At 64.2% G+C, this 22,153-nt stretch carries 16 protein-coding genes and 1 riboswitch; of the genes, 4 read left to right on the top strand and 12 right to left on the bottom strand.

Annotated features, from left to right (window positions below; all coding sequences use genetic code 11):
* Positions 1 to 28: 28 nt before the first annotated feature.
* Entirely contained in the window at positions 29 to 634 is a 606-nt protein-coding gene (locus Bsp3421_RS21550; protein ID WP_274003259.1) for a vWA domain-containing protein, read from the top strand.
* 157 nt (positions 635 to 791) lie between these two features.
* On the opposite strand, the gene Bsp3421_RS21545 is transcribed toward Bsp3421_RS21550, so the two are convergent.
* Positions 792 to 1,352 (bottom strand): GNAT family N-acetyltransferase, encoded by a 561-nt coding sequence (locus Bsp3421_RS21545; protein ID WP_274003257.1) that lies wholly within the window; start codon positions 1,350 to 1,352, stop codon positions 792 to 794.
* Between the two features lie 355 nt (positions 1,353 to 1,707).
* On the opposite strand from Bsp3421_RS21545, the gene Bsp3421_RS21540 reads away from it, so the two are divergent.
* The 3 genes from Bsp3421_RS21540 (at position 1,708) to Bsp3421_RS21530 (ending at position 7,310) form a co-directional block, all read left to right on the top strand.
* The gene (locus Bsp3421_RS21540; RefSeq protein WP_274003255.1) at positions 1,708 to 2,874 is read left to right on the top strand and encodes an acyl-CoA dehydrogenase family protein; all 1,167 of its coding nucleotides are present in this window, start codon (positions 1,708 to 1,710) and stop codon (positions 2,872 to 2,874) included.
* Between the two features lie 370 nt (positions 2,875 to 3,244).
* On the top strand, positions 3,245 to 4,084 hold the full coding sequence (locus Bsp3421_RS21535) for a DUF1460 domain-containing protein (protein ID WP_274003253.1): 840 nt from the start codon (positions 3,245 to 3,247) through the stop codon (positions 4,082 to 4,084).
* A gap of 433 nt (positions 4,085 to 4,517) precedes the next feature.
* Positions 4,518 to 7,310, top strand: a complete 2,793-nt coding sequence (locus Bsp3421_RS21530; RefSeq protein ID WP_274003252.1) for an ATP-binding protein — start codon at positions 4,518 to 4,520, stop codon at positions 7,308 to 7,310.
* A gap of 190 nt (positions 7,311 to 7,500) precedes the next feature.
* Here Bsp3421_RS21530 and Bsp3421_RS21525 read toward each other — a convergent pair whose 3' ends face one another.
* The 11 genes from Bsp3421_RS21525 to cobG all read right to left on the bottom strand — a co-directional run bounded on the left by Bsp3421_RS21525 (position 7,501) and on the right by cobG (position 21,831).
* Positions 7,501 to 8,346: a DUF2971 domain-containing protein gene (locus Bsp3421_RS21525; protein ID WP_274003251.1), complete on the bottom strand. Its 846-nt coding sequence runs from the start codon at positions 8,344 to 8,346 to the stop codon at positions 7,501 to 7,503.
* Positions 8,347 to 9,593: 1,247 nt separating this feature from the next.
* Positions 9,594 to 10,604, bottom strand: a complete 1,011-nt coding sequence (locus Bsp3421_RS21520; RefSeq protein WP_274003250.1) for a hypothetical protein — start codon at positions 10,602 to 10,604, stop codon at positions 9,594 to 9,596.
* A gap of 324 nt (positions 10,605 to 10,928) precedes the next feature.
* On the bottom strand, positions 10,929 to 12,374 hold the full coding sequence (locus Bsp3421_RS21515; RefSeq protein WP_274003249.1) for an IS1182 family transposase: 1,446 nt from the start codon (positions 12,372 to 12,374) through the stop codon (positions 10,929 to 10,931).
* Positions 12,375 to 12,515: 141 nt separating this feature from the next.
* Positions 12,516 to 13,634 (bottom strand): DUF3396 domain-containing protein, encoded by a 1,119-nt coding sequence (locus Bsp3421_RS21510; RefSeq protein ID WP_274003247.1) that lies wholly within the window; start codon positions 13,632 to 13,634, stop codon positions 12,516 to 12,518.
* Between the two features lie 4 nt (positions 13,635 to 13,638).
* Positions 13,639 to 14,412: a VRR-NUC domain-containing protein gene (locus Bsp3421_RS34465; protein ID WP_443111576.1), complete on the bottom strand. Its 774-nt coding sequence runs from the start codon at positions 14,410 to 14,412 to the stop codon at positions 13,639 to 13,641.
* The gene (locus Bsp3421_RS21500; RefSeq protein WP_274003243.1) at positions 14,409 to 14,936 is read right to left on the bottom strand and encodes a PAAR domain-containing protein; all 528 of its coding nucleotides are present in this window, start codon (positions 14,934 to 14,936) and stop codon (positions 14,409 to 14,411) included. The genes Bsp3421_RS34465 and Bsp3421_RS21500 overlap by 4 nt, the downstream gene beginning before the upstream one ends.
* Before the next feature lie 542 nt (positions 14,937 to 15,478).
* Positions 15,479 to 16,834 carry a chitinase gene (locus Bsp3421_RS21495; protein WP_274003240.1) on the bottom strand — a complete coding sequence of 452 codons (1,356 nt, stop codon included), beginning with the start codon at positions 16,832 to 16,834 and terminating at the stop codon, positions 15,479 to 15,481.
* Positions 16,835 to 17,074: 240 nt separating this feature from the next.
* Positions 17,075 to 19,066: a precorrin-3B C(17)-methyltransferase gene (gene cobJ, locus Bsp3421_RS21490; RefSeq protein ID WP_274004313.1), complete on the bottom strand. Its 1,992-nt coding sequence runs from the start codon at positions 19,064 to 19,066 to the stop codon at positions 17,075 to 17,077.
* Positions 19,063 to 19,821, bottom strand: coding sequence for a precorrin-2 C(20)-methyltransferase (locus Bsp3421_RS21485; RefSeq protein WP_274003239.1), 759 nt, complete (start codon positions 19,819 to 19,821; stop codon positions 19,063 to 19,065). Before Bsp3421_RS21485 ends, cobJ begins: the two co-directional genes overlap by 4 nt.
* A complete protein-coding gene (locus tag Bsp3421_RS21480; protein ID WP_274003238.1) occupies positions 19,818 to 20,444 on the bottom strand; it encodes a precorrin-8X methylmutase in 627 nt (208 codons plus the stop codon). Before Bsp3421_RS21480 ends, Bsp3421_RS21485 begins: the two co-directional genes overlap by 4 nt.
* Positions 20,437 to 21,831 carry a precorrin-3B synthase gene (gene cobG / locus Bsp3421_RS21475; RefSeq protein WP_274003235.1) on the bottom strand — a complete coding sequence of 465 codons (1,395 nt, stop codon included), beginning with the start codon at positions 21,829 to 21,831 and terminating at the stop codon, positions 20,437 to 20,439. The genes Bsp3421_RS21480 and cobG overlap by 8 nt, the downstream gene beginning before the upstream one ends.
* A gap of 98 nt (positions 21,832 to 21,929) precedes the next feature.
* A riboswitch (cobalamin riboswitch) is annotated at positions 21,930 to 22,122 on the bottom strand.
* Positions 22,123 to 22,153: the final 31 nt, after the last annotated feature.

Here is a 22,153-nt window from a genome sequence, read left to right as displayed (position 1 = left end):
CGGTCTTCGATGGCGCGCAGGCAAGGGCGTGACGCCGGATTCGCACGGGCGGCCCGGCGCGCGCATCGCATGGCCGGCCACCCTGGCCGCGCGGCGCGGCGAGCGCCTGCGCGCCGCGCATCTGCGCTATCGGCCCTACGCGGCGCGCGGCGGCGTGCTGCATTGTTTCCTGCTCGACTGTTCCGCGTCGATGCTCGAAGGCGAACGGCTGGCGCGCGCGAAAGGGCTGATCGTCGCGCTGTTCGAGCGCGCCGCGCGCCGGCGCGAGACGGTGGCGCTCGTCTGCTTCGGCGGCGAGTCGGCCGAGCAGCGCTTCGGGCCGGCCGTGCCGCGCTGGTGGAATGCGCGCTGGCTCGCGCCGGTCGGCGGCGGCGGCGGCACGCCGCTCGCGCGCGGCGTGGCGGCGGCCCAGCGCGTGCTCGCGCAGGCCGCGCGCCGGCAGCCCGCGCAGCAGCGCTGGCTGTGGGTGCTGTCGGACGGGCGCAGCCAGGAAACCCCGGCCCGCCCGACCCAGGTCGACCAGATCGTGTGGGTCGACTTCGACGACGCGTCGCTCAGGCTCGGACGCGGCGAACGCCTCGCGCAGGCGTGGGGCGCGCTGTGCTGCGCGCCGGAGGATCTGGTGCGGGGCTGAGCGTTTGCGCGGCGGTGAGGGGCGTCGCGCGGGGGCGAGCCGGTCGGATTCAGGCTTGCGCCGATGCCTCATGTGTCGCGCGGGCGCGGCGCAACTGCGCCATCGGCACGGAATCGACCACCGGGTCTGCCCAGGGGAGTGAACCCGTCGGCCGGATTCAGGCTTGCGCCGCTTCCTCGTGCGTCGCGCGATCGCGGCGCAACTGCGCCATCAGCACGGAATCGACCACCTGGTCTTCCCAGATCAGCGCCTCGCGCCGCACGCCCTCGACGCGGAAGCCCGCTTTCTCATAGACGCGCCGCGCGCGCGGATTGAACGAAAAGACCTCCAGCTCGACCCGGTTCACGCCGAGCGCCTCGAACGCGAACTCGACGAGCAGGCGCGTCGCTTCATAGCCGTATCCCTGATTGCGCGCCGCAGGATCCCAGATGCCGATCCGGAACGACGTGCTGCGATTGGCCGCCTGGAAATCGTTGAGCACGACTTCGCCGATCAGCCGGCCGTCGACGACGATGCCGTAGTCCCAGCGGTCGGGGCTGGCTTCGAGCCGCGCGCAATGCGCGGTCACGTCTTCCAGGCTGTGCGAGGCATGCGTGCCGGTCAGGCGACGCAGTTCGGGATCGTCGAGCGACGCGAACATCGCGGGCGCGTCGTCGCGGGTCAGCGGCCGCAGCGTGACGCGCGGGCCGTTCAGGATGGGTTTTGTCTCGGTAGGCATCGGTGCGTGTTCTTGGTTTTTTTAGGTTCCGGGATGCGGACTGCGCGCGGCGCGGAAGACGCCGTTCCGTTCGCATGCGGTGCAGCGCCGACATTGTGCGCGAACGTATTCGAGGACTCAAGGCGATTCGCGGGGCGGCGCGAACTGCGTGTGGCATCGGGCCCGGACGCCGGCTCCGCGTACTTGACTTCATAAGTCCTGAATATAAATATAAATTCATGCATGGGAATTTTAATGTCGATTCCAATGGCGCCCTGACCGCCGCCCGCACTCATCGAACGCGAGCCGGAGGTGTTCGGGGCGCTGCCCGCGCCCCTCGGGTTGCGCGGTGACGACGGTTTCCAGGGAGGCACGGATGGACTTCACGCTGAATGACGACCAGCGCGCGATCGAGGCCGCGATCGCGCGGATATGTGCGCGCTTCGACGATGACTACTGGCTGGAACGCGATCGCGAGGGCGGGTTTCCGCACGCGTTTCATGCGGCGCTCGCGGAGGCCGGCTGGCTCGGCATCGCGATGGCGCCCGAATACGGCGGCGCGGGGCTCGGCATGACCGAGGCGGCGCTGATGATGCGCACGATCAGCGCGTCGGGCGCGGGCTTGTCCGGCGCGTCGGCGGTGCACATGAACATCTTCGGGTTGAATCCGGTGCAGGTGTTCGGCACCGAGGAACAGAAGCGGCGCTTCCTGCCGCCGCTGATCGCGGGCAAGGAGAAGGCGTGCTTCGCCGTCACCGAGCCCGACGCCGGGCTCGACACCACGCATCTGAAAACCCGGGCGGTGAGGGCGGGCGACCATTACCTGATCACGGGCCGCAAGATCTGGATCTCGACCGCCCAGGTCGCGGACCGGATGCTGATCATCGCGCGCACGACGCCGCTCGAACAGGTCGCGAAGCCGACCGAGGGCCTGAGCCTGTTCTATACGACGCTCGATCGCGCGCGCGTGGAAGTTCGCGAGATCGAGAAGATGGGCCGTCGCGCGGTGGACTCGAACCTGCTGTTCATCGACGAACTGCGCGTGCCGGCGGCGGACCGGATCGGCGTCGAGGGCGAGGGCTTCCGATATCTGCTGCACGGACTCAATCCGGAGCGGATCCTGATCGCGGCGGAGGCGGTCGGGCTCGGACAGGTCGCGCTGCGGCACGCGACGCGCTACGCAGGCGAACGCGTGGTGTTCGGCCGGCCGATCGGACAGAACCAGGCGATCCAGCATCCGCTCGCGCTCGCGTGGATGCAGCTGGAGGCGGCGTGGCTGATGGTGATGAAGGCGGCGGCTTGCTACGACGCGCAGGCGTCGTGCGGCGCGGAGGCCAATGCGGCGAAGTACCTCGCGGCGGAGGCGGCGTTCCAGGCGTGCCAGACCGCGCTCGCGACCCTGGGCGGGATGGGCTACGCGAAGGCGTATCACGTCGAACGTTATTTGCGCGAGTGCATGATCCCGAGGATTGCGCCCGTCAGTCCGCAGATGATCCTGTGTTTCATCGCGGAAAAAGTACTGGGCTTGCCGAAATCCTATTGAATGCCCGTTGTCGGGCGCGCCGCGCGTCCTGATCCGGGCAAGAGGGCATAAACATAAGACCTCGGGATAATTCGACACTACAATGACGCCAGCTTGGGCATCCATCCGGAAAATGATTTGGTGGACTTAGCAAGCGAGGAAGTTTGATCGCGCTTGCGCCGCCGCGACAGGTCCGGCAGCGGCTTCACGTCAGTCAGCCGTGCGCGCGTACGGCTGATATCGCACCGGCCCGAAGGGCCGATCCTCCTATGGAAAAGGTTGGACCGGTCGATCTTTTCGGCGCCCGAGCATTCGTGCTCCCGTTGGAAGCGGACGATTCCGCATGGGTGGGGCGGGAGCACGCCGTGTCAACTGAACAGGATGATGTGCTGTGCTGAGCAAGACGATTCTTTCGAGCGCCCTGATGTTGACGCTCGCGGCCTGCGGCGGCAACGAACCGGCCTCGCCGATCAGCCCGGCCGGCCACGTGGATCACGCGCGAGTCGCACCGGCCGGTCTCGACGCGATCACCTCGACCAAGCTTCAGACCTTGCTGACATTACGGGCGCTGAACCGGCACGCCAGCGTCGCCGACGTCATCGATATCGTGTCACGCGAGTTTCTCGATACGCCTTATCAAGGTGGCATGCTGGTCGGGTCGCCCGATGCGCCGGAGCGGCTGGTCATCGATTTCAGGGGGCTGGACTGCTTCACGTATCTCGACTACGTCGAGGCGATCCGGAGAACGAGCGCGACGCAGAGCTTCACCGACAGCCTGATCTCGACCCGCTACGTGGACGGCCAGGTCGGCTTTGCCACGCGGCGTCATTTCTTCACGGACTGGTCGGACCGGATCCCGGTGCTCGCCGATGACATCACGGCGACGCTGAGCGCGCACGCGGTCTCGGTGGACAAGCAACTGAACCTCAAGGCCGACGGCGGTACTTATCTACCGGGCTTGCCGGTCAGGGCCCGGACGGTCGTCTACATCCCGGGCGAATACGTCGACGCGCATGTCGTCGGGCAGCTGCGGAGCGGTGATTTCATCGGCATCTACGCAAAGACCGAAGGGCTCGATGTGACGCACGTTGGCTTCTTTATCCAGACGAGCGCAGAGCCGGTATTCCGGAATGCGTCATCGAGGCAAGCGAACATGAGCGTCGTGGATACGCCCTTCCTCGACTATGTGAGGGATACGCCGGGCATTGTCGTGCTGCGGACGAAGGCTTGAGCGACGCCTTGTTTCCTGGGATGGGGGCCGGCCTGCACGCGGTGCGCGCTGTCGTCGCCCGCTTGCATCGGCTGCGAAGGGGCGCCCATCCGGACACGCCCCCGGCATCGACGTTCCGCACCCCTTCGCCCGGCCCCGCTCGTGGATGACACGGGCAGGCCGGTGCAACTCATGCCGTCACGACTTCACCCACAGGCTGCTCGCACCCGGGGTGTCGCCCTGCGTCCACCATTGCGCGCGCAACGCCGCTGACTTTGAATAAACACGGATTTAGCCGATGCTTGAATCGGGAAAATCGACTGCGCGTTATTTTTGTAAGTCCCGTTTGCGGCGGATTTAATTACTAGAATTATTTCTTGAAACCTGATTCGCAGGATATTTCGCCGCCGCGATTCGTGATTGCTACGGGGCAGGCATTGCAGATCGGCGGCCGGTGATCGTCCTGAAGACGATGCGCGACGGGTCGGCATCGGGCGATGCGCTATCGAAGGAGACCGCCATGCCAAAGCCGACCCTGCCCGGGGCGAGCCCTTCCATGGAGGCGCGTGACGCGGCGCTGCGTGACAGAGAGGGCCACGGGTCGTCGCACGACCTCGAAGCGCATATGGAAGAATTGCGGACGCTCGACGCGATCCGCGAGCGCTGCGCCAACATGACGAAACAGGGGCACGCGGCGCTGCGTGAATTTCTCGCCAAAAGCCAGGCAAGCATGATTCTGTATGACAAATACAAGTATGCGCGGCTGGGCCTGCAGCTTGCGCGCGACCCCGAGCAGATCGGCACATACCGAACCGAAATCGAGCGCTGGCAATCCGAGTTCTCGCTCGCCGTGATCGACAAGGACTATGCCCCCGTGCTGGCGGCTGCGGAAGCGATGCGGATGTTCGTTGCCACCGGCCGCCTGGCCATTTCCCGTCCGACGATGCTGGCCTGGTACCGGATCGTGCGCGAGATCTTCACGGCGGCGAAGCCGGACTGGTGCATTGGCGGCGTGCGCGCCGGCGAGCGGGGCTGGGTCACCGCCTATTCGACCTGCCAGTGCGTGCGCGCACTGTGCGATCTGGCCGACACGCTCGAGCGTACGGGCGCGTTGCTCGCCTATATGCACGGTCTTTCGCTTTACCTGAACACGCTGCGATACCCGGGCATCCCGGAGGAATGGCTGACGCTCGACAGGGAACGGCTGAGCCTCGAATTGAGAAACGAGTTGGCGTCAGCTTCGCGTAAGGTCGTGTTCGATGTGGATGGCCTGATCAAGTCCGAGTCGAGCATCGACGACATCGTCAAGGCGTTCGAAGGCATGGCGAAAGAAAGCTTGACGTTGCTCGTGCAGAATCTCGAGGAGGTGAAGCTCGAACTGGAGCTGAAAAGCAAGCCGGATTGGCCGGCGCTCACCGGCCACGAGTTTGCGATCGGTGCGATCAAGGTCGGGATCCGCATGGCTGACGACGCACTGCATCTGCCCGCCGACGGTCACTGGATGAAAGAGGCGGGGCAACACTTCAGGAGCGCGGCACGTGGTGTGAGAGACAGCATGGATGCGTGCCGGAATTTCCTGTCGTCGGTCATCGACGCGCAGCTCGCCGCGAGCAACCACGCCGATACCCGCACCTGGGAACCGATCGAACTCGCCTATGCGGCGCCGGCCTATGCGCGCCTTCTGGGCAAGGATCGGGAACTCGATACGGGTGCGCTCGCCCGCCTCGAACTCGCCGCGAAGCTGATTTGCGCGGACTTGTCCGCCGACGGTACGTTGTCGAGCCGGATGCCGTTTCATGCCGATGAATGCAGCCAGTACTCGGTACAAACCGACGAATTGCTCGGGGCGGTCGCGGAGCTGATCCGGTTCGCCCATTTTCCACTCGACAAGCGGCTCGCGAAACATCTGCTGCATTACTTCGAACGGCAGTGCGCTTATTCGGAGGACGGCTCGAAGATCGAAGGCTGGTTCAGCGAGTTCGACCGCCACCGGACGAAAGCCGGCCTGATCGCATCGGTCGACGCCGTGGAAAGCCTGGCGTCGCTCAACTGGATGCTGGATGCGGGGATCAACGACATGATCCTCGATCACTTCAAGGTGTCTTGGCCGCGTTCGTCCGGGGTCGGGCTCGGCGAGCTGTTTTATCCCGACTATGGGCTCGTGCAGGCGGCGGTCGGGACTCCGGGCGCGGATAAGCCGGTCGGGCGGCGGCCGTCGGTGGCGATTGCGCTTCAGCAGATGCGAACCCATGTTACGCGATGGGCGAAATCGGAATGCATGTCGCTCGTGTTGCATGGACCGGGCGGCACCGGGAAGACCATGCTGATCGAATCGCTGGCGCACACCTGTCAGGCGCCGCTCGTCGAAGTGACGCCGAGCGATCTCGTGAAAGGCGGCGAGGACAGTGTGGAAGGGCGCGCGCGAGCGGTGTTCGAAACCTTGTCGATGCTGTCGCGCGTCGTGATCCTGTTCGACGAATTCGATCCGATTCTGAGGCGACGCGATGCGTCCGGCAAGCGCGCGACGAACTTCTATTCATTCCTGACGCCGGGCATGCTGCCGAAGCTGAAGGCGCTGCACGAACGCGCCAAGGAGCGCCGGGTTGCCTATGCGCTCATCACCAATCTGGTCGGCACGCTCGATGTCCCAGCCATTCGCAAGGGGCGCTTCGACGAGGTGATCGGCATCTATCCGCCGGATCCGCTGTCCCGCGCCGGCTACTTTGCGCGGGTGGCCGGCGACCTGGCGCATGCCGATGCGCGTCGTTGGAGTCCCGGCGACGACAAGTTGAGCCGGCTCGTGCGCGTCGTGGCCCGCACCCGTTCGATCGGCATGACCCTGGCAACATCGGCCGGCTGGTTCAGGTGCGGTGACAAGAGCGATCTGAGCAGGGGCCCGACAGCGTATATCTATGGTCAGTGTGCTGACTGGAACGTGAGCCCGGAGCCGGAAGACAAATGCGACGACATGCGGGGAACCGGCCGGTTTGCCGAACGCGAATGGGAGGAATGGCACAGCTTGTGCAAATGGGACGACCGGGTCGACGAATTCGAGCGATCCTGTGCGAGCAAGAAGGATGATGAAGTCGGACCCGAGTGGAAGAAGGTGCTCGAATGGCCGATGCAGTTGGAGGTTATCGTTGCTCTTGAAAAAGAGCGGAAGGGCAGGGAGGTTGGAGCGGCGGAACGGCAGGGGAAGCGGAAACGGTGGTGCTTGCCGGGTCGGAGGCGGGGTAGGGCTAAGTGATGGCTTGTGCGATTTCGCGTGTAAAAGGTTGGGTTAGATCAAGCAGGCAGCGTCAGATCGGTTGACTCAGTTCGGCCAACAGCCGTCATTAGCCTACGCCACCGCCGAGACATTCGCGCGACCGCTTCGCAATCAGTAAGCGGTCGTTCGACTGGCGACGATGCAGGTCACCGAGATAAAACCGATCGCCTCAACGATAAGGGCATTCTGACTTTACGACCTTGGCGTCGATCGCATGGGATCTCAAGAACTTAGATATATAACTGTCGGTCCCTCGATCTAGATTACTTGGTCCGACTACCACCTCGCGAATACAATTCAAGATATTAGGCGTCTCGCAATACGGAGTGAGACCATATTTCCCGTAGCGCCACCGGATGTCAGGTTGAGGTTCTTTGTCGAGCAGCTTGGTCAAGCGAACTGGTCGCGTAGCATCGTAAATGATGCGCCATTCGTGTTCGTCTCGAAAGGCAGGGTGCTTGAAATAAGCGCACATCAGGTTGATGTAATCGCGTGCCTGTTGCGTTGTACCGATTTCGGCTCCTTCTTGCGCTCTCCCGAACTCTAATATTTTATCGAGGTGTGGCCTTAAGCTTTTGTCGTCACCATAAATTACTGGCGCAAACCGCCAGTCACCTGCCGCACTCGCTAAAGGTGCCGTGGCGAAGTCTTTATCTAAGATTGGTGCGCCTACTGCCAATCTAAGGGCGTTGATGTCGAAACCGATTGCGAATCCCGCGCCCTTGTCTGCATATGCGACCCATTGACCGACAGAATCCTTTTCTTTTGATAGGCAGCAAATATGGTATTCACTGAGATCCTCCAAGACGTCGAAATGAAAACCTAGGGCGGTGTGAAATGTCTCCAACGATTCGTTTTTTTCCGCAAACTCGGCGATGTACTCGAACGCCTTTTCCTTAAAAAATTCAAGTTCCCGTCGATCATTCGTCTTCCTCGCATTCGTGAGGCGGAGTCTTCTAGATTCAATAATTGATTGGAATGCTGTTGCGTCACAGTAATGATATGCGATCGTCATTCGAGTACCTTTATTAGAATTCGTGCCGCTACCTCGCGGCCACCAGCACTTCCAAGGCCATCTGCGAGCCACTTGCCTATTTATTGCCACCGTGCTGTATTCGTAAGCGGGACCGTGCGCCCGTATCGGGTGGGGCGCCACCAACTCACAGATTTTGTGAGCCTAGGCAGAGTTGAATAAGTTACGAACACACTGAGATCTCCAACCGAATATAGCCAGGTCGCGCATCGGACGACCCCGTCAATTTTCAGCCCCTCAATAGGGGTAACTCCAGCCACCTTTTTTCCGGACCCATTCGGCAGCAACGCAAATCCCAAGTGGATGGTGCTCAGCGTTGTAGCATTCAATAGCGCATGAGCAAATGACTCAGTGTCGATCGGAACGTTTTCTTCAACAATGCGACAACCGAACAATTTGACAAAGTAAAGCTGTAGGCTTATCGCCGAGCGCTTGGTGTGCACGCGAAATACATGACCGAGATCGATATATCCAAGATTCGGGGCTGGGATATATCGGTGCTCGAGGTAGGAGGAGAATCGCTCCCACGCTCGATCATATGGTTGAGTAAGGTTGCTATTGCAGCGATTGCAGATCAGCGCTTTTGATTTGAGGCGATCGGCGTTTGTGCTTCCTAGCCGAACATTGTGACACTGAGACGTGTGATAGAACAACGGCGTTTTTTGTGAAACCGATCCGAAGTATCGCCGAAGGTCCGATGCTTTAACCAGATGCTCGCCAGTCGTCGCCTCATCCCCGCATATCCAGCATTTCATGTCGATTTCCCGAGCAGTGACAGCCGCTGTCTCATTACAGACTTTGAGTAGTAGCTAAGTATAAACTGCGCGGTCCCTACAGCGAGACATCGAATTTCCCTACGATCGTGACATCGTCGCTGCGGCGAGGCGAGTGGCTAGTGCCGGGTCGCGGGTAGAAAACGGACTTATAAGGCTGTTTGAACTGAGCGCTAGTTTGGCCGAGAACATACCCCGCAGTCGCACGGCCTCGGACGTCCGTAGAACTTCGAAAGCCGCCAGTGACCTGATGCCGCCTCCACCGACTGATGTGAGTCGACTCCGGAAGTCGGGGTTGGCTCGGCGACATGCAATCATCGACAAGCTTCGAACTTCCGAGATCGGCGACTTCCGGTCTTTCGACGAAGCGTCGCGGGTCGTTGACAATAGGATTTCTGTTCAACTTTTACGCTCGCCGATGTCGGCGGCAAGTGCATCCCACATCAGTCAGCCACGCTATCGTTTCGTCATGCGTCTCGCTCCGCGCGTGATCGCTTCCATCTTCCGATGAAAATCACGCTGCTTTTTGTTAAGCGGCCTATCTCCTCCTGCATTCCCAAACGCTTGGCGCACGAGCGGCACAGTGGTTGACTTGTCGAGTTTGTCTACGGTAAGGGCATTCAGGTTGTCCCTGCCATTTTGTGACATCGGCAGTATGGCTATCAACGCAAAGTTCTCTGCAGTAAAGAACAATCGCGCTGCCTCGCACTCGTCAAGGATGCGCCTCGCATCCTCTGGCAAATGGACTGATTCGTTGAATAGTTTCTGGAGCGCTGCGATTTCGATGGCTTGCGGATCAGCAGCAAGCAGCGCATCAGCGCGGCGCCAGAGCGAGGAAATACGTTGCTCCGTGAGCGAAAGTGCAGCCGAGCCACGGATGACGCCCTTTTCAATTTCCTTGTAGCGTGCGGCAGCGCGGCTTCGTGCCTGCCCGGACGCAATCAGGTCACTGGCTTCGGATTCCGTGCGTTCGACTACCTCGACTACTGCCATACTGGCGCCACCGTTGATCCGACGCCTCAGTTCCCGGTCCGCCTCTGGACAGAGTTTAGCGAACGCTTCGACGCGCCGAACCCAAATTTCGGCCTGGTGATATGCGGCACGTACTTTGCGTTCTGTTCCTTCAAGCGCTGGGCGGTCGAGAAGCGTCGGCAGCATTGCCCCCCGACGTCGTGACTCAGATAACTTGAGCATCTCCGCGGTGAACTTTGACGAGAACTTGTCATTGTCACCGCCACAGATGTGCCCAATGTTGGAGATAGTGCCGTCCTCGAGCTCGATGATCACCCCGACCTTGTGCAGAGTACCGCAGTTCGTCAAGGCACAATGCGTCTCGGATGCGAAGCCGTATGGCCAGATAACGCGACGCAGTCCGACCTGCGCGGGATTGACCTTCTCCACGTAGCCGGGCAAGTTTCGAAGATCGGCAGGCGTTCTGACTGCGCGGCACAGTTGATCAATGTCCATTCGCGCTCGCTCAGTTGTCTGATTGCAAGATCATAGCGCTGAAGCTGCACACGTTTGTTCCGTTGTAACCTGCGACTCGGATTGTCGGCTTCAAGCCGACGTTGCCCAGCGAGTGACTGTACTACTTTGGAAGCCGCCATTGACGTCGTGTTGTCTCAAATGGCGGCAGTGGGTCGAGGCTGTGTGGAAACACGTAACTCAGCGTCGGCGGGAGCAGATCCCGTGCCGCATTTTCGCAGCCTTCAGGTGAACGAGGAGTGTCGCCATAGCTTCAGTGCTGAGTTGCTGTGGTCCCTCGGCAATGTAAGCGCACCCTGGAGTGCTTCACGCACCCACCAGCCGCATCGCCTTCATGGTTTTCGAGAACCCGAGTATCGCTATGACGCGTTTGAGGTTGTATGCCAGTACATGCAAATTCATTTCGGTGCTCACGTTGGCAAACCGGCGAGTCAGGAAGTGCGTGTAGCCCATCCAGTGTTTGAACGTCCCGAACACATGCTCAACTGTCCGCCTTCGCACCGTCATCGCATTCGGCATTCGGTCCAGTCTTCGCTGCGCAGCTTCCAGCACTGATTCGTGCTCCCAGCGCGTGATCCGCCGGTAATTGCTTGGCGTGCATTGTGGTTTCATGGCGCAGCCGATACAGGCGCTACTCCAGTAACGACGTAGATACATGCCATGTTCGAGGCCAGTAAAGCGATAGATCGCACGTTGCCCGGCCGGGCATAGATATTCGTCATCCCGGGCAATGTAAATAAAGTCGGCCCGATCAAAGCGGCCATCAGCCTTCGCGCTGGATGTCGTAACCTTCGGCAGAATGGCGGCAATGCCTGCGTCCTCGCAAGCCTTTATCTGTGGGCCACTGTAATACCCGCGATCAGCGATGGCCTTCAATTTGGTTCTACCCATGGCATCACGAGCAGCTTGCACCATTGGACTTAGCTGCGCGCGGTCACTACCCGCGTTCGTAACTTCATGCGCAACGATTAGATGGTGCTTGGCATCTACGGCGATCTGCACGTTGTAGCCGACCATCCCAGAACCACGGCCACTGGTCGCCATGGAGCGTGCATCAGGATCCGTCAGCGAGATCTGTCCGTCAAGCAGCGTTTTCAACTCCTCTTTGATCTGCTCAAGGTGACGCATTTGCCCCTGCAATTGAGCAATCTTCTCTTTGAGTCGAGTCGTTCTGGCTTCCACCTCGGGCGGCTGCGTTCGATCTGCCGTTTCTAATGCGCTCAGGTAACGATGGATGCTTTCCTCGATCTGCTGCTGCCGCTTATCGATCTTGCCCGTCGTAAAGTTTCGGTCGCGTGTATTGGAGGCCTTGAACTTACTTCCATCGATGGCGACCATGGCCTGGGAGAACAGCTTGAGATCGCGGCACAACACGACAAACCGACTACAGACGTTGCGAATACCTGCGCCGTTGTTGCGTCGAAAGTCAGCTATCGTTTTGAAGTCTGGCACCAGGCGGCCAGTCAGCCACATCAGCTCGATATTGCGCTGACATTCGCGCTCCAGGCGTCGGCTTGATTGAATCCGGTTTAGGTAGCCGTAGATGTATATTTTCAGCAGCACTGCCGGATGGTAGGAGGGGCGGCCTGTCGTCGAAGGCGTAACACTGGTGAAGCCAAGTGTGTGCAGATCAAGCTCTTCGACAAAGGCCTCGACGATCCTGACCGGGTTATCCTCGGCAACGAAATCGTCCAGGCATTCGGGCAATAGCGCTACCTGCTTGCGGTCATCGCCTTCAACGAATCGCTTCATGGGCAGCCCATCCTGAATGCGTTGATTCAGTCTAGACGATCAACGCGTTTTCACACAGCCTCGGTCGGTGAGAGACATTCATGGAAGCCTGTGCGTCGTTGTTGCGTACGATCGATCACAAGCCGCTCTCCAGTCTCAGCATCACGCAGTTTCTCCGCGCAGCCTCGGCGTCTTATGTAGCTCGACCCAGAAGCCGTCGAGTTGATCGTCTTGGACGTTGAACCGGCGCAGCCAACTTTCGGTTGCTACGACCGTATTGAGCAGAGGTGCCGTAGTGTCCAGTGTTCCGTCTTGCAGGATATCGACGTCATCCGCGATGATCGGCCGCAGTGCCCGGTTCAGAATGACATACGCGGCGGGCGGCGATATGGGGATGCCTGGTCCATTGGATACTCCGGATTGCGGTGCGACACCGGCCTGAATGATTAAGCCCCCGTTGCTCAGCGGAATACGGGCGAACCAATCTGGTGGGAGTCCCAGCGCCGATGCGCCGCCGACAGCCGCGACCAAGTCCGCATCGAGCGCGTTGAGCCAGTCAACTGTTTTGATCTTCGTGTAGAGCTTGCGGAGGGCCGAGCGCATTGGATCGCCGACGTCAATGCCAGGGCCGAAGCGGCGCGCGTAGAAATACTCGCTGGCTTCGTTCGGCCGACGCCCCATCGGAGGTACGTTCACGGCTAGCCCGCCATGGCCATTGACCGTCGGCAGCGCTTCAGCGAACGCGCGGAACATTGCTTCGAATACGTCGGGGCGGTGTGCGATAAATGCTCGCGGCACTGTGAAGGCCAGCCCGTCGAGCCCACGTTTCCGCGCAGCCTTCTTTTCGCTAAGCGCAAACACCGTGAACTCATAGAACCCTGTGGCGAGCTTGTGGCCGGCGCTGGTCATCGCGACCGCAAGGGTCTCGTCGGCAGGAACGCTCGTTGCGAGACTTTCGAATCCAGGCGACTTATCGTACTGGATCGGTTCTTCTCCCTCGGAATAAAACCAGCGCAGCGGCCCCAACTTCGACGGCGTTTGGCCGGCTGCCTTTTCGACTGCGTGCTGATACTCTTTGATCGTTGCACCGTACTGCTTAAAGCAGCGCACCAGCGCTTGGCGAACCTCGGGGGTGAAGCCGTTGCGGAAGTAGAGCACGCCCCGCACGACTAGAGCGGCACCCGGAATCGCTTTTTGATGCGCGGGCTCGTAAAGTCCGAATGGCATGGTGTCCGCGCGTTGCGGATCCTTCGCCCAAGCTGCAATCTCGTCGTTCGTCATGGCGTTAAAACGGGCCGGCGTGTATAGGAAAAGACGGCCCGGGTCCGGGCCCGGGCACCGGCGGGAGCAACCGGCCCCCAGGCGCGCTGCTGCTGCCGTCGAACAAGTCGTCGAGTTCGGATTGTCGCGCGGATTGCCTCGAGCGCGAAGTTTCCTTCTGGCCATCGTCGTCGCCGCATCGGCAATCGGCCGCACCAAGGTGGACAAACTTTGACGGGCCGCCAGCGATTTCGATGTAGTCGTCTTCCTGGTCAGGGCCGTAGCGGTCGCCGGGGAACTTCATTTCGACGACGGTCCTGATATTCGATTGAACGGGAGGCTTCGACGGGTCATTCACGATGACGACGTCAGGGCGGCGGACGTCGCCCTTTTCGTATTTCTTGCCCTTGCTGGGCCACAGGTCCTTGATCCACTGGCGAATGCCTGTATTGGGCTCAAGCGGATCGTGATAGTCCATGATCGGCTCGGGCGGACTCGTCGTCATATCGTACGGTTGTTCTGGACGGTATTCCGTTGGAACCCCTGTCTGCATCTTCGACACTTCATTTGGCAGCCCAAGACGCATTTCGACGCATCGCTGTCGCTGGATGGTTCCCGCCTTCGTCGCAACGCCGATCCGCCTGCACTCGCAGAACGTGTGACATAGAACCTTTCGATCTTTCGCGGAAAGTTTGGATGCGCTTAAACCTACCTGCGTTGTCTGGCCGGTCGAGTTTGAGCCCCCAATTGACGATCCTGAGGAGTAACCACCGCTCCCGCCGGCATCATTGCCACTCACGCGTCGCTCCCGGGGTGGTGGAACGATAGCGATGAGGCTTGGTGGCTGCTGATCCAATCAGTGTGGCCGCTGGCGTCCGTTGTACCGGTGATCGTTTGGCCGTCTGCCGACGTTACCGTGTAAGGGTGATTTGGGATCGGCGTGCGTGTTTTATCATCGACGAGCTGGAAGCGGCCGCGATATCCGCCATCGTCCCGCGCGGTCGTCTGCGTGACAACGCTTTTGCCAGCACCGACCGAACCGCCTGCGCCAGAGGTCGGTTCTACCGTCGCCATGTCTTGTGATGCGATCAGCGTTGCACCGCATGCAGTTTTGTCGCCTTCGGTAGCCACAGCCCGGCCTCCGAATGTCATGCTGCGGACTCGGACGCCGATGATTGGGTAGACGCCGCTGCACTTGGGACACGACACCATGTCGCCTTCGAGCGCGAGAGGCTTGCCGAAGACGATGTTGGTCGATGTGCAGGCGAGCACCCGGCCACCGTGCGAAGTCGTGTCGCCTTCCCGAATGAACGCAGAACCCATGCCGAGTCCTCTGTAGAAATCGTGTGGGGACTGTACACGCGCCGAATCAGGGTAACTATCCTGTCAAAGTTGGCGGGAGGCTTCGAAGGTGGGTGGAGACGGGCAAATCTTGACGGTCCAAAGGCGCTTTTCGTTGAACAACAGGCCAGTTTTTGCCGTCGCCTCGGGGCTTAACCGATAGGGGTATGTTTGGGGGCGCGTATTCCAGTCGTCGATTCTATTTTCGTTTTGAATCAATAAATTGGTTAAAGATTGTTGATTTTGCAGCCGGAGGCCGCTGCGAATTCGCTCGGTCTCCTTACCGCTTCGGCTCGAACGACAGCAGTGGATCATCGAGCGGTCAGCAGCGCGAGACTCTAACGTTGACTGACCGATCAGGTTTCGCCCTATGTATCTCATGGCGGCATTCAGACGTCGTGGACACAGGCGATCATCCGCTCGACGAGCCATCCGCTGTCCACTGGCCGACAGCGCGTCGACCCCAGGCTCACCCGGCCCGCCCCCGAGACCGCACGGAAGGCAGGCCGCAGCAACTCACCCCATCACGACTTCACCCACACCCCACCCGCGCCCGGCGTATCGCCCTGCGTCCACCACTGCGCGCAATACTTCGCGCTCTGGTACATCACGCACGAGCCACCCGTATACGCGACCGTCGACGACCAGTTCGGCAGCGCGCCGCCCACGGCCTTCCAGACCGGAGCCTGGCCCGGCGTGTCGCCCTGGGTCCACCATTGCGCCGTATAGGTCGTCCCCTGATAGGTGACCGTCGCGCCCGCCTGATAGGCGACGCCCGGCACCCACGGCCCGGGTTGCGGCGGATTGCCCGGATTCGTGCCGCCGCCGTAGCTCGGGTCCTGCGTCACGCCCGTGCCCCACTTGCCGTCGAGCTTCTTGAAGATCGTCGAGAACGCATAGGGCGTCTGCGTGACGCCCGAGCAGGTGTCCGACGCCGATCCGGTGTTGCTCGCGCACGGCTGGTCGCGCGCCACCGACCACATCGCGAAGAAGCCGTAGCCGTTGTTGATCGCGGCGTTCACCACGCTCTGCGCGTTGGCGAGCGTGAAGATTTCGCCCTGCGTATCGTTCTGGCCGATCATCGGCGTCACGCCGACGAGCTGCCACAGTTGCGCGTTCGTCTTCGGCTGCCCGACCGACTTGTACGCCGTGTCCAGCTGCGAATACAGCCCCTGCGCCGCGCTGATCGCGGCCGCGCCCATGTCGACGCCCGACGGACCGTAGTCCATCGTCATGATGTTCACCGAATCGAGCGCGACGTTGTTCTTCACGGCCGCGTTCAGCACGCCCAGGCCTTCGTCGATCAGGCCGCTTTGCAGCGTCGGCAGCGTCAGCGTGACGTGCAGTGGCTTGCCCTTCGCCGCATAGTCCGCCTGCAGCTGCGCGACCGCCTGGAAGTTGCGCGCGAGCGCCGCCGCATCGTCCTGCGCGGAACCTTCGATGTCGAAGTCGATGTGCGTGAGCGCGTAGGTGTCGATCACCGTCTGCAGCGCGCTCTTCAGCGCGGGCACGGTCGTGCAGGCCTGCGCGAGCCCCGTGCCCGCCGCACCGCCGAACGAGACCGCGACCTCGCCGCCTTTCGCCCGGTAGTTGCTGATCGAGGTCGCGATCGTCGTGAGCAGGTCGCCCGTCGCGCCATTGCCGATCGGCTGCACGCCGCCCCACGACGGCTGACAGCCGTTGCCCGCGACGACGAACGCGAGCGTGAATTGCTGGATCCCCTGCTGGACGCCGATCTGGTCGACGAGCGGTGTCGGATAGAGCGTCAAGTCGATGTAGGGCGCATAGACGCCCGCCGCCTGTGACAGGCTCGCCGCCGCGAACAGACCGCCCGCGGCAAGCGCGCGCGGGAGCAGATGTGACAACACGCTGGATTTCATTGTGTTCTCTCCATGGTTATGAACGGTGCGCTGACCTGCGCATCGCCACCGCGGCGGGCCGGACAGGGCCGGTCCCGGGCGCGGCGTGCCCATCTTGGAGGATTCCAATCGTTTAGTGAATAGTTGGTTGTTATTTTTGTTGATTGATTTGAAATCAGAAATAATGAACCAATTTAATGCCAGCATGATACCAATCTAATACCTCATGAGACATCCCGCGCGCCCCGTGCGGCGGGCGTTTCAGCGATACCAGCGGGGGGTGTAGACCCAATCGCGGCCATTGTTCAGGGAAACGCGCCGGGTGGTCGAGGAGCCGACGATGACCATCGTCCGCATGTCCACCTGATCGGCGCGCAAGGCGCCGAGCGTCGTCGTGACGAGGGTCGCGCCGGGCCGGCCGATGTCGCGGCCGAGTACGACGACGGTGTCGGGCGCGCGCCAGGCGCGCACGGTGTCGAGCGCGCGGTCGAGCTGCCAGGGGCGCGCGCGCGAGATCGGGTTGTAGAACGCCATCACGAGGTCCGCCTGCGCCGCGTGCCGCAAACGGGTTTCGATGATGTCCCACGGCTTCAGGTTGTCCGACAGCGACAGCATGCAGAAATCATGGCCGAGCGGCGCGCCCGCGACGGCGGCGGTGGCGAGCGCGGCCGAGACGCCGGGGATGATCTCCAGTTCGACCGTCGCCCAGGCGGGGTCGCCCATTGCAGGAGCGCCGGCCGCCGGCGCGCCGGCCGCGGCGTCGAGCGCTTCGAGCACGGCCGCGGCCATCGCGAACACGCCGGGATCGCCCGACGACACCATCGCGACCCGCCGTCCCTGCGCGGCCAGCGCGAACGCATGGCGCGCACGCTGCATTTCCTCGCGGTTGTCGGTCGGATGCAGGCGCTGGCCCGCGTGGAACGGGCCGGCCATCTCGACGTAGGTCGCGTAGCCCAGGATGTCGGTCGCATCGTCGAGCGCGGCGCGGGCGGCGGGCGTCAGCAGCGCGGCGCTGCCCGGGCCGAGGCCGAGCACGGTCAGGCGGCCGCGCGCGCGGCCGAGCCGTTCGACGGGCACGGGCCGCGCGCAGACGGCGATCGCGAGGGTCGGCGTCGCGCCGGCGGCCGGCGTGCAGTCGGGCGCGATCGTCGCGAGCGTGTCGGCGAGCAGTGCGGGGGCGTCGTGCGCCGCGCCGGTCGCGAAGCGCAACGGTACGCCGAGCTGCCCGGCCGCCTGCGCGAGCGCCGGGTGGCCCAGTGCGGACGCGGGCGCGACCAGGGCCGCGAGGGCGTGCGACGCGAGCCCGGCTTCGGTCAGTGCGGCGCGGACCTGTTGCGCAAGCGATTCGGCTTCGGCATGCGCCCTGGTTCTGGTTTCGGTTTCAGTCCCGATTCCAGCTTCGGCCCTGGCCCCGACACCGTAACCGACTCCGGCTCCGACTTCGACTTCAGCTTCGACTTCGACTTCGACTTCGACTTTAGTCCCGACTCCAGCTTCAGTTCCGACTTCGGCCCCGGCTTCAGCCTCAGCCTCAGCCTCAGCCCCAAATCCGGCTCCATCACCCGCGCCGCATTGCGGCGCGCGCCCGTCCGCCCTGGCGGCGCGCGTCTCCAGCGTCAACGCGACCACGACGCTGCGCGGATGAATCAGCAGCGTGTCGGCGCGCGCATGCGCGCGCGGCGAGATCTGGATCGTGCGCGTCGCGCCTGCATCGTCGCGCGGCAAGGCCACCGCGTCGAGCCAGGGCGCCGCGCCGTCGATGCGCACCGTCTCGCCGGCGAGCAGGTCGGACACGAAACGCTTGCCGTGGTCGAGGTCCGCGAGCGTGTAGCCGTCGGGTGGATTGAGCAGGCACGCGCCGAAGCGCAGTTCGCCGCTCGTCGTGATCGCGGGCGCGCAAGCCAGCGTGGCGGCGATCGCGCGGGCAAGCGTGTTGACGCCGGCGAGCCCGCCCAACAAGGGCACCACGGTGCTGCCGTCCTCAGCGACGGCCAGCACCGGCGGCTCCGCGCCCTTGTCGGCGAGCAGCGGGGCGATGCAGCGGATCACGATGCCCGCCGCGCACAGCGCGACGATCGGCGTGCCGCGCCGGTACAGGTCGCGCAGGTGCGCGCCCAGTTCGTCGAAAGCGACGTCGGCGCGCGCGCGGCTCGCGAGCGCGTGCACCTGCGCGCCCGGCTGGCCGGCCTGGATGCGGCGCGCGACGTCGAGCGCGCCGGGGCCGAGGACGATGATCGCGGGTGCGGTGGTCAGGCTTGCCATTTCTTCCCCGGCACGACGAGCAGTGAAAAATACGGCGAGGCCATCGGATCGACCTCCGCGAGCGGCACGATGCGCTGGTTCGTCATCGTCGCGCGCTCGACATAGAGCGCGCGCTGCGCGAGCCCGAGTTCGTCGAGCACGCGCCGCACCTTCGCGAAATTGCGGCCGAGCTTCATCACGACGGCCGCGTCGGCGCGCGCGAGGCGCTCGCGCAGGTCCGCCTCGGGCAGCACGCCGGACAGCACCGACAGGCTCTGGTTGCGATACACGAGCGGCGCGCCGAGCACCGCCGCGCCGCCCAGCATCGAGCACACGCCGGGGATCACTTCCGCGTCGTAGCGCGCGGCGAGCCGGTCGTGCAGATACATGTAGGAGCCGTAGAAGAACGGGTCGCCCTCGCAGATCACCGCGACGTCGCGGCCCGCGTCCAGATGCGCGGCGACCCGCGCGGCGGCGTCGTCGTAGAAATCGGCGATGATCGTTTCGTAGCAGAGCGGCGGCGCGAGCGCCTCGGTGGTGACGGGGTAGACGAGCGGCAGCTGCGTCTGCGCGTCGTGCAGATGCGTCTCGACGATGCCGTACGCATTGCCTTTCTTGCCCTTCGCGACGAAGTGCGCGACCACGGGGGCGGCGCGCAGCACGCGCAGCGCCTTCAGCGTGAGCAGCTCCGGGTCGCCGGGGCCGACGCCGACGCCGTACAGCCGGCCGGCCGCGCGCGGGCCGTCGTCGAGCGGGACGCCGTTCATTCGGCCTCCGAGGCGAGCGCGTTGACGGCGGCGGCGGCCATCGCGCTGCCGCCGCGCCGGCCGAGCACGGCGACGAACGGCACGCCGCGGCTGTCGGCGGCCAGGAGCGCCTTCGATTCGGCCGCGCCGATGAAACCGACCGGGAAGCCCAGGATCAGCGCGGGGCGCGGCGCGCCCGCATCGAGCAGGTCGAGCAGATGGAACAGCGCGGTCGGCGCGTTGCCGATCACGACGATGCTGCCCGCCAGATGCGGCCGCCACAGTTCGAGCGCGGCCGCCGAGCGGGTGTTGTCGAGCGCGCGGGCGAGATCGGGCACGGCGGCGTCGCCGAGCGTGCAGATCACCGGATTGGCCGCGGGCAGCCGCGCGCGCGTGATGCCCTCGGCGACCATGCGCGCGTCGCAGAGAATCGGCGCGCCGGCCGCGAGCGCCGCGCGGCCCGCGTGGCCCGCGCCCGGCGAGAAGCGCAGGTCGCGCACGATATCGACCATCCCGCACGCGTGGATCACGCGGACCGCGACTTTTTCGAGGTCGGCGGGGATGTCGCGCAGGTCCGCTTCGGCGCGGATCGTCGCGAACGACCGGCGGTAGATTTCCTGGCCGTCGCGTAGGTAGTCAAGCATCGGTGAAGTCCTGAAGCTGGCCGGCTCCGTCGAGATGGAGCGCGGCCTGATCGATCGTCAGATGGCGCGCGAGGACGCGGCCGAAGCCCGTCGTCCCGTCGCGCCGATACAGGTCATAGTGCCCGGGCGAGGCCGCGAGCAAGGTGTGCGCGGCGGGGTGCGGCAGCGCGCAGCTGCGCGCGCAACCGCTCAGGTGCACGTCGCGCGCGCGCGCGAGGCGCGCGGCGAGCTGCCGCGCATCCTGCTTGGTGTCCGCGAGCGCGCGCGCGCAGCCCGCCGACCCCGCGCAGGCGACGAGATGGGCGAGCGGCTGCGCGGGGTCGCACGCAAAGCCGAGCGCATGCAGCCGCGCGAGGACGCGCCCGGCCGCCGCGCGCGGCACGCCCGGCAGCAGCACGCCTTGCCACGGCGTGATGCGCAGCGTGCCGTCGCCGTCCTGGGCGGCGAGCCCGGCGAGCGCGCGCAGGCCGGCCGCGTCGAGCCGGCCGAGCGGCGCCTGCGCGCCGACATGGCAGGTGTCGGGCGTGTGTTCGGGGTGAATGCCGAAGCGCCGCGCGAGGTCCGGATCGGGCCGCCGCCAGGCGTGCAGCTCGGGGTCGCGGCGCCAGGTGTGCGGCGTATGCGCGGCGGCATGCGCGAGCAGGGCCTCGGCCGATTCGCGCGCCAGCAACGCGCGCATGCGCGTGACGTCGGGCGGCGCGAGCGCGACGAACGCGCACAACAGCGCGTGCGTGAAGGCGCAGGCGTGCTCGGGGCGGATCGCGGCGAGCGCGGGGCGCGCATCGGGCGCGCCCGCCCTGGGCGGGCAGCCGGCAAGGCCGACGGCGAGCCAGCGTTCGCCGCGCGCGTCAAGCAGCGCGGACAGCCACAGATCATGCGGATGATCGAGCGCCGCGAGCCGTTCGCCGCCGTCGAGCAGCAGCGAGAACTTGGGCGACAGCGCGGCCAGGCGCTGCTCGCTCTGCAGCATCGCGAGCAGCGGCCCGGCCAGCGCGGCGCTGTCGAGCAGCGCGTGCGGGTCGCGGCCGGCGGTCGGGCTCAGCAACAGGTTGCGCACGTCGTCGCGCGCGGCGACGCAGGCGTCGTCGGCATCGTCGGCGACGCGCGGGCCGAGCCCCGCGTCGCGCAGCGCGCGGGTCACGGCGGCCTCGCGGCCGGCGCGCACGCCGCGCAGCTGGAGATTCGCGCGGTTGGTCGCCTCGATCGCGCCGGAGCCGTCGCGCTCGGCGACCGCGGCGATCGCTCGCGCCTGGGCGGCGTCGAGCGCGCCGCCGGGCAGGCGGATCCGGCACAGCCCGCCGTCGCGCGCCGCGACGATGCGCACGAGCCCCGGGCACGCGGACGCGCGGGGCAGGGCGGAGGCGGCAGTGGAGTCGGCTGGAGTCAAAGAGGCACCGGGTCGGTGTGCGCGGCGGCCCGCGCCGTCCGCGCGCGCGGACGGCTGGCATGGCGGCGTCGGCACACCCCGTCCGACGCGGACCGTCACATACGAAAACCACGCCGGCAGGTCTCCTGGCTCGCAGGTCGGGGCCCGCGCGCGGCCTTCCCGGCAGGGCCAGTGGCATGCTGGCGCGCGGACTCGCTGCGCACAGTTGCGGGGGCAGCCGCAGCGATGCGCGAAGCGGCATCCTGCGTTCCCTGTTAGGCCCTGACGGGCACCGGCGAACGAACGCCGTAGCATACCCGATTCTGGTCGGGCCTTGCCGGGT

The sequence above is a fragment of the Burkholderia sp. FERM BP-3421 genome (assembly GCF_028657905.1).
Taxonomy (GTDB): Bacteria; Pseudomonadota; Gammaproteobacteria; order Burkholderiales; family Burkholderiaceae; genus Burkholderia.
Note: the sequence above shows the minus strand (reverse complement) of the source record. Positions and strands in the feature narration are given on the sequence as shown.